Origin of the sequence: Mycobacterium sp. 852002-51057_SCH5723018 (assembly GCF_001667035.1) — a bacterium.
GTDB lineage: Bacteria > Actinomycetota > Actinomycetes > Mycobacteriales > Mycobacteriaceae > Mycobacterium.
In genome coordinates this window covers 124642-144475 of the sequence record NZ_LZIR01000123.1, presented here as the reverse complement: position 1 = coordinate 144475, position 19834 = coordinate 124642, and the positions used below count along the sequence as shown (strand labels likewise).

The 19834-nt window shown below is 62.4% G+C and carries 9 protein-coding genes; 8 read left to right on the top strand and 1 reads right to left on the bottom strand.

Features of this window, described 5'->3' with window-relative positions; translation table 11 throughout:
- Nucleotides 1–353: 353 nt before the first annotated feature.
- The 8 genes from pglW to A5764_RS25075 all read left to right on the top strand — a co-directional run bounded on the left by pglW (nt 354) and on the right by A5764_RS25075 (nt 18792).
- The gene (gene pglW, locus A5764_RS25110) at nt 354–4502 is read left to right on the top strand and encodes a BREX system serine/threonine kinase PglW (RefSeq protein WP_197501720.1); all 4149 of its coding nucleotides are present in this window, start codon (nt 354–356) and stop codon (nt 4500–4502) included.
- Complete coding sequence (pglX, locus tag A5764_RS25105; RefSeq protein ID WP_067118848.1) at nt 4499–8098, top strand: BREX-2 system adenine-specific DNA-methyltransferase PglX; 3600 nt, start codon at nt 4499–4501, stop codon at nt 8096–8098. The genes pglW and pglX overlap by 4 nt, the downstream gene beginning before the upstream one ends.
- Entirely contained in the window at nt 8095–11877 is a 3783-nt protein-coding gene (locus tag A5764_RS25100; protein WP_156664862.1) for a DUF6079 family protein, read from the top strand. The genes pglX and A5764_RS25100 overlap by 4 nt, the downstream gene beginning before the upstream one ends.
- On the top strand, nt 11868–14513 hold the full coding sequence (gene pglZ / locus A5764_RS27880; RefSeq protein WP_082951898.1) for a BREX-2 system phosphatase PglZ: 2646 nt from the start codon (nt 11868–11870) through the stop codon (nt 14511–14513). Before A5764_RS25100 ends, pglZ begins: the two co-directional genes overlap by 10 nt.
- Complete coding sequence (gene brxD / locus A5764_RS25085) at nt 14510–15847, top strand: BREX system ATP-binding protein BrxD (protein ID WP_067118838.1); 1338 nt, start codon at nt 14510–14512, stop codon at nt 15845–15847. Before pglZ ends, brxD begins: the two co-directional genes overlap by 4 nt.
- A gap of 3 nt (nt 15848–15850) precedes the next feature.
- Nucleotides 15851–17920, top strand: a complete 2070-nt coding sequence (locus A5764_RS25080) for a DEAD/DEAH box helicase (RefSeq protein ID WP_067118834.1) — start codon at nt 15851–15853, stop codon at nt 17918–17920.
- 150 nt (nt 17921–18070) lie between these two features.
- Complete coding sequence (locus tag A5764_RS29770; protein ID WP_255361142.1) at nt 18071–18205, top strand: hypothetical protein; 135 nt, start codon at nt 18071–18073, stop codon at nt 18203–18205.
- A gap of 359 nt (nt 18206–18564) precedes the next feature.
- Nucleotides 18565–18792, top strand: a complete 228-nt coding sequence (locus A5764_RS25075; RefSeq protein WP_067118832.1) for a hypothetical protein — start codon at nt 18565–18567, stop codon at nt 18790–18792.
- Between the two features lie 509 nt (nt 18793–19301).
- Here A5764_RS25075 and A5764_RS25070 read toward each other — a convergent pair.
- Nucleotides 19302–19754 carry a VOC family protein gene (locus A5764_RS25070; protein ID WP_067118829.1) on the bottom strand — a complete coding sequence of 151 codons (453 nt, stop codon included), beginning with the start codon at nt 19752–19754 and terminating at the stop codon, nt 19302–19304.
- Between the last annotated feature and the right edge of the window lie 80 nt (nt 19755–19834).

Sequence of the window (19834 nt, the reverse complement as noted above, 5' to 3'; positions counted from 1 at the left end):
AGAAGAGCCGTTAGGACTTCGGCTGTTCGCCGACCGTTGTCACCGCCAAGTGAACGTTGATTAACTTCCGCAGTACGTCTACGGGCATCGGCTGTTGGTTGCCGACTCTTCCATTCAACGACAGTGGGTGGAGTGCGACGCGACGCAGTCGACGGACGGAGTCGACAACGAGGCGGGTGATCTCAACGTCGCTCATGGCCTTGGACTTTTTCGTTCTGGTCGTCCCCGTTCAGTCAGCCTTGCAGATAGGGTTGCCTGGGTGAAGCGGTTGGGTTTGCCACTTGTGCTTAGGTCGCACACTCGCGTGCCTAGAGCGGTGCGCGATGAAGCATGACTCTCCACTATGGAAGGTGATGGGTGAGCCGGCGAGTCCCGCTGAGGCCGCCGCGCTCGATGCATTCCGTGAGGTTCTCCCGGACGATGGCATTACCACTGCCTGGGCGAACCTGACCTTCATCAGCGATCAAGGGCGTACCGCCGAGGTCGATGTCCTGCTGCTGACGACTCAGGGGATGTACCTCGTCGAGCTCAAGGGCTGGCACGGGACGATCCGGGGGAACGCCCAGCGCTGGAACCAGGGTCAGCGCAACGTCGAGAACCCCCGACTGTCTGCCGACCGTAAAGCGAAGTGGTTGAAGGGTCTCCTTCAAGATCGTGCGCCGAACCAGGCTGCCAGGGGGCTGGTGCCGCGAATCCATGCCGTCGTCGTCATGCACGGAGAGGGCAGCACTGTCGAGATTGCGCCTCCGGGTGACATTGGAGTGCTGACTCTCGACGGATACCGCGTCAGCACCAGGCCCCGCCTTCTCAAGCTCTCCGACTTCCTTGCTCAGCCCCCGCAAGATTTTCGGCAGTCGATCGACTATCAGCGGGCAAAGCAGGTTCGGTCACTGTGCAATGCAGTCGGATTCACGCCGACACCAAAGGTTCGCATGGTTGGTGACTTCGTTGTGGCGGACGACGAGCCCATCGCGCAGGGACGAGACTGGCAGGACGTGCTTGTCAACCTCCCTGCGATGCCCGACGTCAAGCGTCGGCTCCGGCTGTACGACGTGCCTGCGACAGCATCGCCTGCCGACCGCCAGCACATCGAGCAGCTTGCACAGCGTGAGTTCCAGCTCACCCAGGGGTTGCGCCACGGTGGCATCGCAGTCCCGATCGACTTCAAGCGAACCGATGACGGCCCGGCGCTGGTGTTCGAGCATGATGCTCAGGAACTCCCGCTCGATGCTTACATCTCAGGCGAGGGTACCGAGCTGGATCTTCATCAGCGCATCGCGTTGGCGATCCGGTTGGGCGAGATTCTCCGATTCGCTCACCACGTCCACCTGCGCCATCGGGCATTGTCGCCGCGTCGTGTGTGGGCAAGGCCCGTCAAGGACTCTCTGCCCGACCTCACGATCCGCGACTGGTACTTCGCTCAGCGCGACAGTTCGACTCGCAGCGTCTCCCGCCTCACCGCGATTAGTGCGGGAATACACGATCTCATGAGCGTTGCCGACCATGACGACTGGATCTGGCTCGCACCCGAGGCCCGCCATTCCGTCGAGGGGCTCCCGCCGATCCCGCTCGACGTCTATGGGTTTGGCGCTCTGGCGTATCTCATCTTGACGGGGAAGCCTCCTGCCGAGACCTTTGTCGAGTTGGAGCAGCGGCTATCTGAGGCAGGCGCGCTCGATCCGCGCGCCGCGTCACCAGGCATGCCCGACAGCGTGGCTGACGTCATCGCGATGGCAACTCGCTCCGTCGAGTCGGAGCGGCTGTCGACCATTGAAGAGGTGCTTGATCTCCTTCGACTCGCGAGCGACGACCTTCGTCGAGGCGGCCAAGTCGAGGAGCCGACACCGGTGGACGACCCTGTCGACGCGCAGAAGGACGACATCGTCGCCGATCGCTTCATCGTCACTAGTCGTCTTGGAGAAGGTTCCAGCGGTGTCGCACTCGCAGTCCACGACACCGATTCGGAAGACCCCGGCCGCGAGCTTGTTCTCAAGATCGCTCGGACTGAGGCCGCAGGGCGCAGGCTCTCGCTCGAAGCCGACGTGCTGAGAGCGCTCGACCACCGCCGGGTGGTGCGGCTCGTGGCGGGCCCGCTCGACGTGGACGGTCGGCGCGCCTTGCTGCTCAGCGACGCTGGCAAGGAAACGCTCGCCACACGCCTCTCCAAGGAGGGCCGAGCGACCGTCGGGCAGCTCGAGCAGTACGGCAGCCAGTTACTGGAAGCCATGATCTACCTGGAGTCCCAGGGCGTCTTCCACCGCGACATCAAACCGGCCAACCTTGGCATCACGCCAGATCCGGGAACGCGAAAGCCATCGCTGGTCCTGTTCGACTTCTCGCTGGCAAGCGAGAGCGTCGACAACACGGCCTCCGGAACGCCGAGCTATCTCGACCCCTACCTCGGTCGCGGTCGACGCCAAAAGTACGATCGCGCGGCCGAGTTGTGGGCTGTCTCGACCACGCTCTTCGAGATGGCAACCGGTCAGCTTCCGTGGTGGGGCGAGGGCGCGGGACGCCCCGCCGACGCGAGTGACGCGCCGATTATCGAGCCCACAAGCTTCGAGCCGGCCGTGGCGACTCAACTGACGGCATTCTTCCAACGCGCTCTGAACCCCCATGCACCAGCGAGATTCAGCAGCGCCGACGAGCTGGCGGTGGCCTGGCAGGGAGTCTTCGCCTCTCTCGATACGGACGAAGACGCGACGGGCGGAAGCGATAGCCTCGCTGACGCTGCAACGCTGGACACTCCGCTGGAGCGCGCGGGCCTCTCAGCACGGGCGCTGTCCGCCGTGTCACGTCTCGACGTGGCGACCGTTGGTCAATTGCTGGGCGTTCACCCAACTCGAATCAATTCGATTCGCGGCCTTGGCGAGACGTACCGCAAAGAGATTCAGGCAAGAATTCGAGGCTGGCGAGCAAGACTCAGCGGTGGGGAGGAAGTTGCCACAGATCAACCGATGGGCACCGAGCGACTTGTCTCCGTCCTCTTGGACGAGCTTAAGGGTGCGGAGCAGACGGTGATCGAGCGTCTTCTCGGTCTGACGGGCGAAGTGAGCCCGGGCGAATGGCCGTCCACGGGAGACACGGCGCAATCGCTCGGAATTACCCGCGACCGCGTCACGCACGCCGTAGACCAAGCAGTCAGGACGTGGGGTAAGAAGGCCGTCCCTGCCATCGACAGCGTGCTTGCTGAAGCAGTCACACTCCTTGCCCGCAACGGTCGAGTGATGGCCGTGACGTCCCTCGCGAACGCATTGGTTGCCCAGCGCGGTTCTCTGCTGGACGGGGACGAGCGGCTTCGGCAAGGCGCAGGTCTGCTGCGCTCGGTCTACGAGCTGGATGCTCGCATGCCCGAGCCAGTGTTGGAGCTGCGGCGAGGCATCGGAAAGCGCGCCGATGTCATCGGGCTGCGGGAGATGGCGGACCCCGATGAGTCGGGACAAGAGTTCCCGCCAGCCGACATCCTGACGGAAACGGCTATCGAGTTGGGACGCCGCGCCGACGAACTCGTTGCGACCGGAATCGTGCCGTTCGCAACCGCAGTTGCTGCCCTTACCGACATCGTGAATGAGGCAGGCGCGTCTCCGCTCATCGGCCTCACCGGGCGTCAACTCCTGACGTTAGCCGCATCGGTCTCGACGAAGGCGGCTGTCTCGGGATTCGACGAGCTGTACCCAGTCGACCTCGACCCACAGCAGGCGGTGGAGCGTGCACTGCGTGGCAAGCCTGGTCGGCGGATCAGCGAGTCCAATGTTCGCCGTAGTGTGGCTGCGCGTTTCCCGCAGGTCGAGCTCCCGGCCGCGTCGCATCGGCTCGACGCCCTCGTCTGTGCGGTTCTGCCCGGGGTGGTGAACCACAACGGCGTCTACGAGTTGGCTTCCGAGGCGCGCTCGAGCACACGTACCGCCTCGGGCCTCACAGTCTTTGCGCCCGTCGCTGTCGCCGAGGTGGCGACGAAACTGAAAGAGTCGCTGTCGCGGAACGGCGCCCTCACCCTGACCACACCACCGAAGCGATACGTGAAGGCGGCACATGAACTGCCGAAGCATTACGGCGTCGAAGTGCTCGATGTGGCGTCACTGGTCGTGAACGTGACGCGGGCGCTCGCCATCCGGGGGGGAGCAAGTTGGGAGTTCGTCCTCGGCGTGGATGCCGACCAGAAGGACAGCGGAGACTGGTCGAGACTCGTAGGCCTTGTCCAGCAAGCCGTTACACCGGCCTGGGAGGAAAGGCTCGCGCGTAACACCCCGTTGCTCATCCTGAATGCGGGCCCCCTCGTCCGATACGGCATGGCAGGGCTTCTCTCTCCCCTTCTCGATGTCGGCACGCCGCGCCCCGCAGCCCGGTGGCTGCTTGTTGCCAAGCAGGGTAGCCAGGCGGTTCCGCTGCTGGAAGGAAAGCCTGTCCCGCTCGGTCCGAGCGGCTGGGTAGAGCTGCCCGCCGATCTCTCGCTCCTCACCGACCCCGCAATCACTAGCAGTACCCCAGGAGCCCGAAAGTGATCAACTCGTCTGCCCTCCTCGCCGATCTCAAGGGCCAGCTCGGGCTGCTGCAAGCTGACCTGAAACGGCGCGCGGAGGATTCGACGAACTCGTGGGGCGCGCGTTTGAAGGATGAGTACGCCGAAGCGTTCCGCCGGGAGCGCACTGGCTGGTCTTGGGTGGACTGGCGCGACAACGAGGTTGACCAGGCTGCTGTCGCGTGGATTGTCTCCACGACCTTCCTGCGGTTTTGTGAGGACAACGATCTCCTCTCAGGAGCCAAGATCGACGGTCTGCCGACTGCTGTCGGCTGGATCGCCGGTCCGGGTGACCGAGTGCAACGCGTTGAGGAGAACCTCACCGCCTACTTCCGCGACAACCCCACGCACAATCGTCGCCACTGGCTCCAGCAAGGTTTCGCCGTGCTTGCTGCGCAGCCTGCCGGTGCGGCCCTGGTCGACCCCAAGCACAACCGGGTGTGGACGGCCGAGATCAGTCCGGAGACAGCGACCGCGCTGATCGCTTTCTGGCGTCGCACCAATGACGACGGCACACTCGTCCATGACTTCACCAACTCCAACCTGGAGACCCGGTTCCTCGGCGACCTCTACCAAGACCTCTCCGAGCACGCGAAGAAGACCTACGCGCTGTTGCAGACGCCGGTGTTTGTGGAGGAGTTCATCCTCGACCAGACACTCACCCCGGCGATCGCGGAGTTCGGACTCGACGGACTCAAGTTGATCGACCCGTCCTGCGGGTCCGGCCACTTCCTGCTCGGCGCGTTTGAACGACTCAACCAAGCATGGGTCGAATCCGGTCCCGGGCTCGACGCCAAGGAGCGGGTACGCCGCGCGATGGCGTCGATCCACGGTGTCGACATCAACCCGTTCGCGGTTGGGATCGCGCGGTTCCGTCTCACTGTCGCGGGCCTCAAGGCTTCCGGAGAGCACTCGCTCGTCGGAGTGCCTGCGATGGGGTTCCGCCTCGCCATCGGTGACTCGCTTCTTGGCGTCCGAGGTGGCCTAGATCAGACCTTCAACTTCGATGGCGACGAAGCCCCGGCTGGGTTCAGGTACGACACCGAGGACATCAACGAATACTTCGGCATCCTCCAGCCAGGTCAGTACCACGTCGTCGTTGGAAACCCGCCGTACATCACGCCGAAGGACAAAGCCCTCAACGCGCTCTACCGGCTCGCGTATGTATCCGCTGCCGGCAAGTACGCGCTGTCAGCGCCGTTCATGGAACTCCTGTTCCGGCTCGCGGTCCGAGGCGAACAAGGCCAAGGAGCCGGCTACGTCGGACAGATCACCTCCAACTCATTTATGAAGCGCGAGTTCGGCAAGAAGCTCATCGAGCATCTCTTCGCTGGCCACGACATCGGCAACCCGGTTGACCTCACCGCTGTCATCGACAGTTCTGGTGCCTGGATGCCGGGACACAACTTTGACGGCACTCCGACCGTGATCCTGTTTGGCCGTCGTCGCAGGCCGGTTTCTGAGTCTGTGCGAGCAGTCCTTGGGAAACGGGACGATGCGGGGAAGCTCGATAACCCGGCGAAGGGTCCGGTATGGACTGAGCTCAGCGAGCACTTTGAGGAACCAGGGTACGACGGCGTCTACGTCACCGTTGTAGACCTCGATCGCGAGATGCTCACCAGGCACCCGTGGTCCCTCAGCGGCGGCGGTGCATCCAACCTGAAGGAAGCCATTGGAGATGCCGCCGCAACGACACTCGGTGCGGTCAGCGATTCGGTGGGAATCACGAGCTTCACGCTCGAAGACGACGTCTATGTCCGCCCGAGCCGGGCTCTTTCGCGATTTGGAGTGACGCTCTCGCGGCCTGTGGTCCTGGGCGACCAACTCCGTGACTGGGCGTACGCCGGAGATGATGTCGTGCTCTTCCCATACGACGACGAATTCAATGGTCTCGATGTCGAACGTTCGCCGAACCTGTACCGATTGATGTGGCCATATCGAACCAACCTGTCTAACAACCTCATGTTCGGAGGTCGGACCAAGGTTCAGGAAGGCCTGAAGTGGTCCGAGTTCGGTCGGTTGACGTCATCGAAGCTCCGTATTCCGCTCTCCATTGCTTTCGCCGAGATAGCTACACACAACCACTTTGTGCTCGACCGTGGTCAGAAAGTTTTCAACAGGACGGCTCCTGTCATCAAGCTCTCTGACGGCGCTGATGCGGATCAACACCTTGAAATGCTGTGTGTGCTGAACTCCTCTACGGTGTGCTTCTGGCTGAAGCAGGTTGCTCAGAAAAAGGGCGGTGACGCGGACACCGCTTGGCTTCGAACGTACGCCTTCAACAGCACGAACATTGGGCGCGTTCCGCTCCCTTCAAAGCTGCTTGTAGACCGCCCGCGCATCCTCGACTCGCTGGCTCAAGAACTCGGCTCCATCTCACCAGCGTCCGTCCTGGCGACTTGGTCGGCCGCGCCGACAGGGAACCTTCGTGAAGTGCTCCTCTCGGCCGAGGCCGAGTGGCGACGGTTGCAGGCACGGATGATTTTCGAGCAGGAGGAGTTGGATTGGGAGGTCTACCAGCTTTACGGCCTGATCGACGCTGACCTAACGTACTTCGGCTCCGCTATCAACGAAATTGTGCTGGGGCAAAGGGCGTTTGAGATTGGACTCGCTCGTCGTGTCGAAGAAGGCAATGAGGAGACGGCGTGGTTCGAGCGTCACGGCTCGACTCCCATTACTGAATTGCCCGCCTCGTGGCCGGACGACTACAGGGCTCTTGTTCAACGTCGGCTTGACCTCATGAACTCCGACCGAGCCCTTCGACTGTTGGAGAAGCCGGAGTTCAAGCGCCGCTGGGCCACCACCGGTTGGGACACACAGCGCACAGAGGCTCTGCAAGCTGCAATCCTCGATCGGCTGGAGGACCCAACGCTGTGGCAGGACCCGCAGGGGCCGACCACTAGGTCGGTGGCCGAACTCGCTGACCTGCTTCGCGCAGATCCGGTGCTGAAGGAACTCGCTCGTGCGCTCACCCGCACCCATGAGCCGGATCTTGGTGCGGTGGTTGGAGGTCTGGTTCCAGACGAGGCGGTGCCATTCCTGGCCGCCTACCGCTACAAACCCGCAGGCGTTGAGAAATACCGTGCGTGGCAGGAGGTTTGGGCATTGCAACGGCGTGAAGACGCTGGAGAAAAGGTCACTATTCCCGTGCCGCCCAAGTACGGCCAAGGCGATTTCGCGAAGGCTACGTACTGGAGGGCCAGGGGTAAGCTCGACGTCCTCAAGGAACGCTTTATCGCGTATCCCGGTGTGACACGCGAAGGCGACCCGACACCGGTGCTCGGCTGGGCCGGTTGGTCTCACCGCGATCAGGCACTGGCTCTTGCCCGTGAGATTCCTGTCCAGCAGGCGCTTGGTGCCGACGATGCCGCCCTGGTACCACTGGTCGCTGGGTTGGTGGAGTTGGAGCCCTGGCTGGCGCAGTGGCATTCGGAGATCGAGCCTCAATTCGGCGCTAGCCCAGCGTCGGTCATCACAGGTGTTGTTGACCAGTACCTTGCCCGTATGGAGAAGACGCGCGATCAGGTGACGGCGTGGATGCCGCTGGCCGTTACGCGTGGACGGAGGGCGTCGCGATGACCGACCTGTCTTTGCCATTGCGCGACGCAATCGACATCCCGCTTGCCGTTCATGACGACGACTTCGTTCTCCAGATCCACCGCGCGCAGGAAGCCGCGACCCAAACGCTGTCCGACTACGTAGTCACCGAGTCGATCGCCGAATCGTTCGAGAAGGGCCTGACCCTGGTCGAGGCGACGCTGTCGAGTGGATCCTCGAAGGGCGCTTTCATCCACGGCTCCTTCGGTTCCGGTAAGTCGCACTACATGGCCGTCATGCACCTGCTGCTTTCCGGCAACCCACAGGCCAAGTCGCTCCCCGGACTCCAGGCTCAAATCGCCAAGCACGAGGCACTGCTCGAGCGCAAGCTGCTCGCGATCGACTACCACCTCATCGGGGCGGACTCCTTCGAGTCAGCACTCTTCGGTGGTTATCTGGCCACCATTAAGAAGCGGCACCCCCAAGCACCCGCTCCGGTCCTGCATCGCTCGGACTCGCTGTTCGAAAACGCCGACCAGTTGCGATCGCAACTCGGCGATGAGCAATTCTTCGCCAAGTTCGAGGCAAGCGGCTCGGGTTCGTCGGGCTGGGGCACATTCGCTACCACGCTCACCCCCGAGTTGTATGACGCAGCGCGCGCCAAGCCAGCAGGAGACGCGGGCCGCCAGCGTGTGGTCGCCGATCTCGTTCGCACCTACTTCACGGCCTTCGAGAACACCGGCACCTGGCTGGACATGACCGATGGCCTTCAGGCCATGACCGAGCATGCCAAGAGGCTCGGTTACGACGGGGTCGTACTCTTCCTCGACGAACTAGTGCTCTGGCTGGCCAACCACTTGCGCGACACCGCCTTCATCCAGACCGAAACCTCGAAAGTCGCCAAGCTCGTGGAGACAGGCATCGGCGCACTTCCGATTCCGTTGGTGTCCTTCGTCGCTCGTCAGCGAAACCTCAAGGACTTTCTTGGCGGAGGTGCAGTTGGTGCCGAACAGGTCGCACTGGACGACTCCTTTCAGTGGTGGGAGGGCCGGTTCGAGAAGATCACTCTTGCTGCTGCAAACCTTCCCCAAATCGTCCATAAGCGACTGCTGGAGCCGACGAGCGAAGCAGGGCGTGATGCACTCGCTGCAGCTGTGGCTCGGGTGCGGGCGAACCCAATAGCCTTCAAGCACCTGCTCACCGATGAAGCCGGCTCCGCCGCAGTCGATTTCGAGCAGGTCTATCCGTTCTCGCCCGCGCTGGTGGATGCAATGGTCGCTCTCTCGTCGATCATGCAGCGCGAACGCACGGCACTGAAAATCATGAGCGAGCTGCTGTCCCGAGGCCGGGATGAGTTGACCGTCGGTGACGTCATCCCCGTCGGCGACCTCTTCGACGTGGTTGTGCTTGGCGACGCCGAGCCGCTTACCGACGATATGAAGAACCTCTTCCGTGCGGCGCGCACCTTCTACACCCGCAAGATGCGCCCGTACCTCTTGAACAGGCACAGCCTTACCGAGGATGAGGCGAAGGGGCTCGCGCGCGACCATGGCTCCCGCCGCGATGACCGGCTGGCCAAGACGCTGCTTGTCGCGGCCATCGCCCCCGGTGCAACCTCGTTAAAGGACCTCACAGCCTCGAAGTTGGCGGCACTCAACTTTGGCACGGTGGTTTCGATGATCCCCGGCCAAGAAGCGATCCAAGTGGTCGCTCTTGCGCGCGACTGGTCGGCGGAGTTCGGTGAGATCACCATCGGGCCCCAGACGGGTGACCCGGTCATCACTCTGCAACTGTCCGGTGTCGACTATGACTCGGTCCTCGTCCACGTTCAGAACGAGGACACCCACGAGAACCGGCGCGGCTTACTCCGCAGGCTCCTTGCTGAGCAGATCGGTGCGTCACTCACCGGCGCGCTGGGTAGCGAGTATTCGCTCACCCATGTGTGGCGCGGTCAAAAGCGTGCAGTCGATGTCGTTTTCGGCAACGTCCGTGACGCGCGGGCGCTCCCTGATGCTGCACTCATAGCAACTGGTGGCCGGTGGAAGCTGGTCGTTGACTTCCCGTTCGATGACGCCGGCAACCCGCCGTCTGACGACCTGCTTCGCCTGGTGCAACTCAAGCAGGATGGCCTCGAGAGCGACACCATTGCCTGGCTGCCCCACTTCTTGACCGCCTCGCGTATGGACGACATCGGCAAGCTCGTCATTCTCGACTATCTACTCACTGGGGCACGATTCGACCAATACTCGACCTCCCTGCCCGTCAACGACCGAGAGCCCGCCCGCAGGCAGCTCGCCAACCAACGAGACTCGCTACGCGACCAGATCGTGCTCGCATTGCGCCAGTCTTATGGCATTGACGCGGCGACTGACGACCATCTCGGCGAGCGGGTGCCGGAAGGCAACACGTTCGTCACCCTTGCGCCCGACTACGACCCTCAAAAGCCATCTTCCCCGTCCTTCGTCGATGCTGCCAGGGCCGTCCTCGACGGCGGCCTCGATGCCCGTTTTCCGACGCATCCCGATGTCGATCGAGGTACTGACGAAGTCCGCAGGGCCGAGTTCACCGCCGTACTCGACCTGGCTCGTCAGGCGATGGCCAAGGGCGGCCGCATCGACACGGTCGAGAGGACCACTGCGAGCAAGGTACGGAGGGTGGTCGATGCCTACGGGCTCGGCGCACTGAGCGAAGTGACCTATGTTTTGGATACGGTGCGCTTCGCGTGGCATGACGACTTCACGAGGGCCCTCGCCGTCGGTGATCGGACTGTCGGCTCGTTGCGAGCCGCGCTGGCGCCGACCGGCATGACTGCCGATGCCCAAGATCTGTTGATTCTGGCGTGGGTGGCGCTTACCGATAGGCAACTACTCCGCCACGGTTCGCCAGTAGGGTCGCCAGGAATCGGAGGGTTGGCCAATGACATCACCCTCCGGGAGCCAGTCCTTCCTAACCAAGAGGACTGGACCAAAGCCCTTACTCGTGTCAAAGCGATCCTCGGCATTGGCGCCAACGAGTACCACCTCTCCAGCGGCGCCGTGCAGCGACTCGGGGACGAATTGGTAGCAAAGGTGCGTCAGCTCGATCGCGGTGCGGCTGACCTCGTTAGTGAACTTGAAGCGCACAACGGTGTGCTCGGATTGGGAGACGTGAGTCCTCGCCTTGCTACCGCTCGCCGCGCTCGGGACCTTGTCGAGGCACTGCGCGATGCCGACCACGTCGATCGGATTCGGGTGATTGCCGATTTCGACCTTCCTAATGAACTGCAACCCCTTGCTCGGTCACTCACCTCCGCAGCAGACGTTGCGGCGGCCCTTCAAGGTGCTAATTGGCAGCTCCTCGATCAGCTTCCCAGCTTGGCAGGTGAGCGGGCCGTTAACGTACTTGCCGTATTGCGGAGCGCCGCCGAGGCCGACCAGTTGCACGTCGACCTGGCTCCCGCGCTTACCGCAGCAGCTCACGAGGTCACTCACATTCTCGTCGAGCAGCGTCGCAAGGACGCGCGGTCCGACCACGATTCCGCGGCCGAGCAGGAACGGGCGCGTCGTGAGCAAGAGGACCAACGTCGACGCCAGCAGGAAGAGGAACTCAAGCGGCGCGAGCAGGAGGCCGCCGAACGCGAACGTCTGTTGCGCGAACAGGAGGAGAAGTTCCGCCGTAGGCAAGAGGAGGCAAGACGCGAAGCTGAAACCCGCGCAAGCCAGGAGCACACAGTCGAAGTTGAGGGTGTGTCGCAGCTCGAGACCCTCCTCAAGGATCTGACACAGGAACTCAGCCGTCCAGTCGAGGGCAAGAAGCTAAGGGTCGACTGGCGATGGCTTTAAGCGAGCAGCTCCGCACCGTCAGCGTTTCTCCGGCGATGGTGCAGCAGCGAGCAGCAGACCTGGTTAAGTCGGACGCCAAGATCCTTCTGCTTCGCGCTCGTCCCGAGTGGCGCCACGGAGATGTCAAGGTCGGGGACGCGATCGTTCGAGTGCTGCCCGGCGTGTCGCAGCTCGCCGTTCTCGACATGCTTGACTCGCTTGCCGCTGACGAGCGAGCCGTCGTCCTGACCGACCGACCAGCGGAGGACCTTGGCGACGCCGTACTTTCTCGCGCCTATAGGTATGGGGTCGAACTGCCAGACGAATGGCAGGCGGTGCCCCGGCTCTTCCCTGGGGCGACCGAGGTCGGCAGCGATCTCCGACGTTTGGACTGGGCTGCAACCGCTTTGCTTGATCACCAGCCACCAGGCGGATGGCCGAGATCGGTCGAACCTGCACTAACTGCTCGCCACGCAGTCGGCTCTCTCCTCGCACGTGTCCTCGGACTTGATGCTGACGCTCAGCTCGACGGCGTTGTGCTCCTGACGGCTCTTGGGCGACGGAACGTACGTGCTGCTTGGGTCGCGGTCGATGCGCAGTTGAGGCGGCATCTAATAGATTGGGCCGGAACCGAATTCGCTGAATCTGCTGCTCTTGTCTTGCAGATTGCTCAACGCAACGAGCATGTCACTCCACTTGCCGTTGGCCTTGCCTTGGACGTCTTGTGGCCAGAGGACGGCGCTCCGCCCGCTGAGACACAGGTGTCCGCGAGGGTGCGGGTCGAGGGCTTTGTCGATGGGAAAGCGCTGCCGGTCGATAGCGCGAAAGCCATCGCGAGACTAGCCAAGGCAGCAGTGCTGCGCCTTGAAGTGGACAACTCTCCGGAGCTGGGTGTCGCCCTACAACAAGCAGAAGCACTACTCGGTGACCTCGGCTGGCACGAGGGAGCTAAACAGTCGGCCGTTCTCCATCCCGGGTATTTGGCTCGTGTTCGTGCCCTTGCATCGGCACTGACTTCTGGAGATAACGTAGAGGAGGCGCTAGCTTGCGTCCTTGAGCACCGTGACGCGAATGCCTCGCAGGCTCCGACGATGGCAGTGCGCTTGCACCGATGGCTTGCCACCGCCGAGGAGACCTCGACATCGCTCGGCGGCGATCTCCAACGTCAGATGAACGATGGTGCATGGGTCGACGCCGCCGTCGGTGCCGTGTGGCATGGCTCCGCTGATCCGCTTGTTGCCGAGGCATACCAACAGCTACTGGACAAGGTGCACATTCGGCGTAAGCAGCGTGACAGCGCTGCGGCGTCGAGACTGGATCAAGTCAACGGGGCAGCCGACCAGCGAGCGGTTGGCGTGGAGCGACTGCTAGCCGAGATCGTCGATCCTTGGCGTCGGCAAGGTGGTGCACTTCTGGTCGTGCTGGATGGAATGAGTGGTGCAATAGCCACAGCACTTGCATCCGAAGTTTCGCGATTGGGTCTTGTGGAGTGGGTCCCCGCATCAACGCACGCACGGCAGTCGGTGGTCGCGGCGTTGCCGTCGCTTACCAACATCTCTCGTACGTCGCTGTTCTGTGGTGAGGTCCGCTCAGGTACGGGTGAGGATGAGAAGCGTGGGCTAGCAACGGCATTCCCCGGCGCCAAGCTTTTCCACAAGAATGATTTGCGATCAGAGGGTGGTGCTTCGCTACCTGGCAATGTGATGGCCGCGGTCCGGGAGCCCGAGGTTCCCGTCATCGGAGTGGTGATCAACGCAATCGACGACGCGACCCACAAGAACGACGTGTCAGCGTGGGATTGGGATCTGCGTTCGCTCGATCCACTGCGGGCTCTCCTCGAGACCGCGGTCTCCGCTCGGCGCGCCGTCATCTTGACATCCGATCATGGCCACGTTGTCGAGCGAAATACAGAGGCACTGAGCATCAGCGGTGCGGAGTCCCGTTGGCGGCCGGCCTCGACCGGCGTTGCCGGGGATGGCGAAGTGCCCGTGTCTGGTCCGCGAGTGGTGGCACCACGCGGCGAAGCGGTGCTGCTATGGCGTGACGACGCGCACTACGGCCCACGACACGCGGGCTATCACGGTGGTGCGAGCCTTGCGGAGCTGACGATTCCGGTTCTCGTGTTTCAGGCCGCTACCGTAGCGACCGGAGCTGCTGGATGGGAGCAGGCCGCACCGCAGGTCCCTCTGTGGTGGAACGACCCGATCGGCCCTGCCCGGGCCACCGAGGCACCGCCACAGCCCAGCGGGCAGCCCAAGAAGACGAAGAAGACTGAAGCGTCGGGCCAGGGTGATGGGCTATTTGAGCTCGACGACCTGCCCACGCCGTCGGCAGCTCCTGCCGGATTGGTCGAAGCGGTGCTCGCATCGACGACGTACGCAGAACAGAAGCGGATGGCTGGCCGGCGGGCGCTCGACGACGGGACCGCAGAAGCGGTGTTACGCGCACTCGTGGAGCGTGGCGGTCGAGCTCACCAAGATACGGTTGCCGCTGCTGCCGGAATCCCAATCGCCGATGTAGGACAGGTCTTTGCAGCTGTTCGCCGGTTGCTCAACGTCGATGGCTACGGCGTCATTGAGCTCGACACCGATGGCGTCACACTGCGGCTCGACGAACGACTCCTGCGTGAGCAGTTCGAGCTTGGAGTCGAACGATGACCGAGACGTCAGGCAGCATTAGCCCCCGCCGCCGCAAGGACATCATCGACGCACTGCGGCGCGGCACAGTGCCACAACAGGGCCTCGACGTCCTCGCAGTCGGCTTGACTCGCTTCGACGACGCCGTTGATGAAGAGTTACAGACCGTTTTCGGTGGGGGCGCTGTATTCAAAGCTGTACGTGGCGAATACGGCTCTGGTAAGACCTTCTTCTCCCGCTGGCTCACCGAGCGAGCCAAGCGAGCTGGATTCGCCACCACCGAGGTGCAGATCAGCGAAACAGAAACGCCCCTGCACAAGCTGGAGACCGTGTACCGGCGCATCACTGAGAACCTATCCACTTCGACCACCCAATCGGGTGCCCTCCGCGACGTCATTGACGGCTGGTTCTACATCCTCGACCACGACGCGAAGGATGGAGCCAAACAATCAGCAGGCTCAGAAGGAATGCTCGACCTCCTCCAACGTCGACTGTCGGATGTTTCGAAGGAGGCGCCGGCCTTCGCCGCTGTACTGCGTCAGTACCGGCTGGCGCAGACGGCGGGTAACTCTGCGGAGGCGGATGGATTGTTGGCGTGGCTCGGTGGTCAGCCTCACGTGGCCGCTTCAGTGAAGCGTGCCGCCGGCGTTCGCGGCGACCTCGACCACTTCGGCGCACTCGGCTTTCTCCAGGGACTGCTTACCGTTCTTCGAGATTCGGACTATGCGGGTCTTGTCGTCGCTTTCGATGAAGTCGAGACGTTGCAACGCATGAGAAGTGATGTCCGAGAGAAGTCGTTGAATGCTCTTCGTCAGCTGATGGACGAGATCGACGGCGGCCGGTTCCCTGGGCTATATCTGCTCCTGACCGGAACACCGGCGTTCTTCGATGGGCAGCAAGGCGTGCAGCGTCTCCCGCCGCTGGCCCAACGCCTTCAAACCGACTTCACGACAGACGTACGCTTCGACAACCCGCGCGCAACGCAGGTCCGCCTCACTGGCTTTACACCCGAGTCGCTCCTGGAGCTTGGCAGCCGTGTTCGTGACATCTACGCGGCCGGAGCCAAAGATCCGGAGCGCGTCAGGAAGGTCGTCGACGACGATTACTTGCGAGACCTCGCAGCCGCAGTCGGCGGGGAGTTGGGTGGTCGAACCGGAATCGCGCCACGACTCTTCCTCAAGAAGTTGGTCTCAGACATCCTTGACCGCGTAGATCTCTTCGAGGATTTCAACCCACGCCGCGACTACCACCTCACAGTCAGCGCCGAAGAGCTGACGCCGGAGGAGCGGGAAGTGCATGCGCGAGGTAACCGCGCTCCGGCGGGGAGCGTCGACGAAATCGACTTAGACGTTTAGCCGATGTCGGCTTCCACTGGCCTTGACGCGGCCATTGAATACCACATCGTCAACTCGCTGGGCTGGCCTGGACTAAGACCACTACAGGCTGCATCTGTCGAGCCGGTGAGGTCAGGTACGGACTGCGTCCTTATCGCGCCGACTGCCGGGGGTAAAACCGAGGCCGCTGTTTTTCCTCTGCTCTCGGAGATGGTCGAAGGTAATTGGTCAGGTACGACCATCCTCTACGTCACGCCACTTCGTGCTCTCCTGAATAACATTCACTCTCGCGTGAGCGCCTATTGCTCCTGGCTCGGCCGGACAGTGGGGCTGTGGCACGGTGACGTGGGGCAATCGGACCGTCGCAGCATGCTCGCCGAAAGGCCAGACATCGTGCTGACGACCCCGGAATCCATCGAGGCCATCCTCGTGTCGCGACGAGTCGATCATGAGCGGTTCCTCGGGGCCGTCCGAGCCGTTGTAGTCGACGAGCTGCACGCGTTCGCTGGGTCCGATCGGGGCTGGCACTTGCTCGCCGTGCTCGAACGAGTCGAACGGATCGCTGGTCACAAGATCCAACGCGTGGGTCTTTCTGCAACCGCGGGTAATCCGGAAACAGTCGGCGGGTGGATGCAAGGCTCGACCGATGGGCGTAGCCCAGTCGTGGTGGTGCGCGAAGACTCTTCGCCGGCAGTAAGCCCAGAGATCACCCTCGATTACGTCGGAAGCATGGACAATGCTGCCACGGTCATTTCTCGGCTCCATCGGGGCGACAAGCGACTGGTGTTCACCGAATCACGTCGCTCCGCCGAGGAACTCGGCTTCCTTCTGCGTGAGCGTAGTGTTCAGACCTTCGTGTCCCACTCCTCGCTCTCCGGTGACGAGAGGCGGCAAAGCGAACGTGCCTTCGCCGAGGCCAAAGACACGGTCATCGTGGCGACATCGACACTTGAGCTTGGTATCGACATTGGCGACCTTGATCGAGTCATCCAGATCGACGCGCCGCGCACAGTTTCATCGTTACTGCAACGACTCGGCCGCACTGGCAGGCGACCGGGCACGAGCCGTAACACACTGTTTCTCGCCACCAGCCTCGACGGACTACTCGATGCTGCAGCTGTGCTACTCCTGTGGAAGCGCGGATTCGTCGAAGACGTAGTCGCTCCGCCACATCCACGACACCTTGCTGCCCAACAACTTCTTGCGCTGGCGCTTCAAGAGGGATCGTTCGGAGCATCGGACTGGTCGCGGTGGTGGGGGGACCTTCCGCTCATGGCGGATGGCGCGGAGGTGCTCGACTACCTGCGCGAGCAAGATTTCCTCGTCGGAGACTCAGGGTTGCTGATGATCGGCCCGCGTGCGGAGGAGGAGTTCGGCAAGCGAAACTTCATGGACCTTCTCTCGACTTTCGTTGCGGATCTTGAGTTGCGGGTCGTGGCCGGCGTCAAGGAGATCGGATTCGTGTCGCCTCTTGCCATACCAGCCGGGAAGGATCGCGAGCAGCGACCACTCGTGCTCGCTGGTCGAAGCTGGCTCGTGCAATACGTCGACTGGGAGCGGTTCACGCTATGGGTCGAGGAGATTCCAATCAAAGGCGACGTGAAGTGGCCGTCCGGTGCAGTCACTCAGTCGTTCGAGGTGTGCCAAGCGAAGAGGGAGGTGCTGCTGGGGTCGATGCCTGACGTCGAGCTGTCCAAGCGCGTTCCCGTAGCGGTGGAGCGGCTCCGCGAAGAACGTTCCACGGAGGTCGACAACAACGGCCTAGTACTTCGCCCTCGCGGTTCGGGAGGTGCGCGTCTGTGGACTTGGGCTGGCATGAAGGCCAACGCGACACTTCTTGCAGGGCTGGACCTTGACGCGAGTGGGGCGGAGAACGAGAGCGTCCTTCTCCCAGAGCGCATCACCGGAGATGACATCAAGGCTGCAAACTCCAACGCCGTTCCGCGCATTGATGAGGAAGCCATCTCAGCGCTCAAGTTCTCGGTAGCGCTGCCGTCAGACCTCGCCGTCAGGACGCTTGGTGAGCGGCTGGCTGATCCGCGTGGCGCTGCGGAGACTGCGCAAGCCCGCATCATTCAGTACCGCGCATGGTGACGCGGCGATTCACGAAGAACCGAGGACCCGACCAAAATGGGCTGTGCCGCATGACGACCCGACGAGGGTGGGTCTGTACCGGTAGTCCGATGTCTTGGAGTGGTTAGACCGCCATACATTTCAAGGCAGCGACGATCCCGGGGAGCAGCGATGAGTGACGTCGCCGACCAGCTCACCCATGCACTGCCGGACCTCATCAAGGAGGCCGTGCAGCAAGCTGTCCTGCGTCGGCACTGGGTGGTACCCCGCACATCTCGTGCCAACGCCGAGCGATCCGGTCGATGAGGATCCGCTGACAGTACAAGAAGAGGTTCGAAGCCGTCGGCTCGCCGACAAGACGCGCTTCATCGGTCAAAATCTGTATGACCCTACCCCTGATGAGATCCAGCCCTCGACGAACGCGGCTCACGATAGGTCTGCAGACCGACATGCGGGCGCGGATCGTCGCCGGGCGAGGCCGGGCTGCAGACCTCAGGGATCGATGGCTTCAAGAGCGATCTGGTGCTTGGGAGATTATGGGTGGCACCGTAATCCGGTGCAGCTGGCCCCACGCAGCGAAGCTCGTATCACTGCCGGTCTTTCGGCCTAGGCCGTCCACCGGCATACCGGTCGGCGATCCGAAAAGGGGGCAGGTCCGTCGGCGTATGGCATTATTGCAGCTCGTGACGAGACAGTTCCATATCGAAGACAGAGCGCGCGGCCGGGTTATCGCCAGTGGTGAGATTGATGCGGAAGGCCTTGTCGTTTGGGATGAGACAGAGGCCAGCGTGAGCGAGCAACTCTCCGACCTGGCAGAGGAGATACAGCATCACATCGCCGCCGGCCACAGCGGCGGCCAATTGCGACCCCCTCTTGAATGGTTCGAGTTGTAGAGGACCTTGTGCGCAAACCGGCCCGGTGGGGAGCGCGACCACCAGTCGGGCGCCCTGAAGCCCTGAGTGTTGATTCATGTGACGAACAAAGAGACTTAACCGGATCTTGGTGGGGCTGATTCGATTCATTGCGCGGGTGCATAGTATGGGTGTCTGCGAGTTATCTGCAAATGTCACATCTCTGAACGCCCTGCACCACTGTCTATAGTCGCTCGCCGGGTCAAGAACGCTGCTTGATTCAGCTGACGATTCTGTCGAATCCGCTTTTGGTTGTCCCTGCCAACCCAGCGCACTGCTGGTCGGGAAGCAGAGTTATCCCGTTGTGCCCACAAATTGTCCACAATTGACTCACGATCACAAGTTACTTCCAGTGATCACCAGTCGCTAATTCTCGCTGCGAGGAGAGGCTTTATCCTCCCTCCCAGGCACGTCAGGCGAGTTCAATCCTGGGGGCTCCGACTTTTTGTGCCGGTCGGTGCTTTCCGAACGAGCGAATGCCAGCAACCGAGCTAAGGCCGAGGCGGCAACGCCGCCAACCACCCATCGGAGAGCAATTCCAGCAGCTGCCCATCCGGATCGCGGATCATCGCCATCGCCCCGGTCACGGTCGCGTCGACCACCGCTCCCCCGAACTTCTCGACATTCTCCAACACACCGGCCAGATCAGACACCGACAACGAGATGTGCGTCAGGCCAATCTGATCCATGACGCGTTCCGACCCCGTGTGAACTTGACGCTTCGAGTAGTCCATGAGTTCGAGCACAAAGCCGTCGCGGACCAAGTAGGTCGCATGCACGCCGAGAGGCTCGGGAAGCTGCACAAGCTGTGCGGTGGGGCCGTCGGGCGGATCAAGCTCCCACCAGAACTGAAACCCAAGCACCGATTCGTAGAACCGCCGCGAGCGCTCGCGATCGGAGACACACAATCCGACATGGTTGAAGGTCGTCCGGTGGCTACACATCGCGGCCTTTCTCGACGGAACCCACGAGGGTAATAATGCAAAGATAGTGTAGAAAGCCGAGCTCTCGTCGCGGTGGAGGA

Excerpts from the sequence above, each read along its gene's own strand:
- A5764_RS29770 (WP_255361142.1), top strand. The coding sequence starts at position 18,071 with ATGAGTGACGTCGCCGACCAGCTCACCCATGCACTGCCGGACCTCATC.
- brxD (WP_067118838.1), top strand. The coding sequence starts at position 14,510 with ATGACCGAGACGTCAGGCAGCATTAGCCCCCGCCGCCGCAAGGACATC.
- A5764_RS25080 (WP_067118834.1), top strand. The coding sequence starts at position 15,851 with ATGTCGGCTTCCACTGGCCTTGACGCGGCCATTGAATACCACATCGTC.
- pglW (WP_197501720.1), top strand. The coding sequence starts at position 354 with ATGGGTGAGCCGGCGAGTCCCGCTGAGGCCGCCGCGCTCGATGCATTC.
- A5764_RS25070 (WP_067118829.1), bottom strand. The coding sequence starts at position 19,754 with ATGTGTAGCCACCGGACGACCTTCAACCATGTCGGATTGTGTGTCTCC.
- A5764_RS25075 (WP_067118832.1), top strand. The coding sequence starts at position 18,565 with ATGGCATTATTGCAGCTCGTGACGAGACAGTTCCATATCGAAGACAGA.
- A5764_RS25100 (WP_156664862.1), top strand. The coding sequence starts at position 8,095 with ATGACCGACCTGTCTTTGCCATTGCGCGACGCAATCGACATCCCGCTT.
- pglZ (WP_082951898.1), top strand. The coding sequence starts at position 11,868 with ATGGCTTTAAGCGAGCAGCTCCGCACCGTCAGCGTTTCTCCGGCGATG.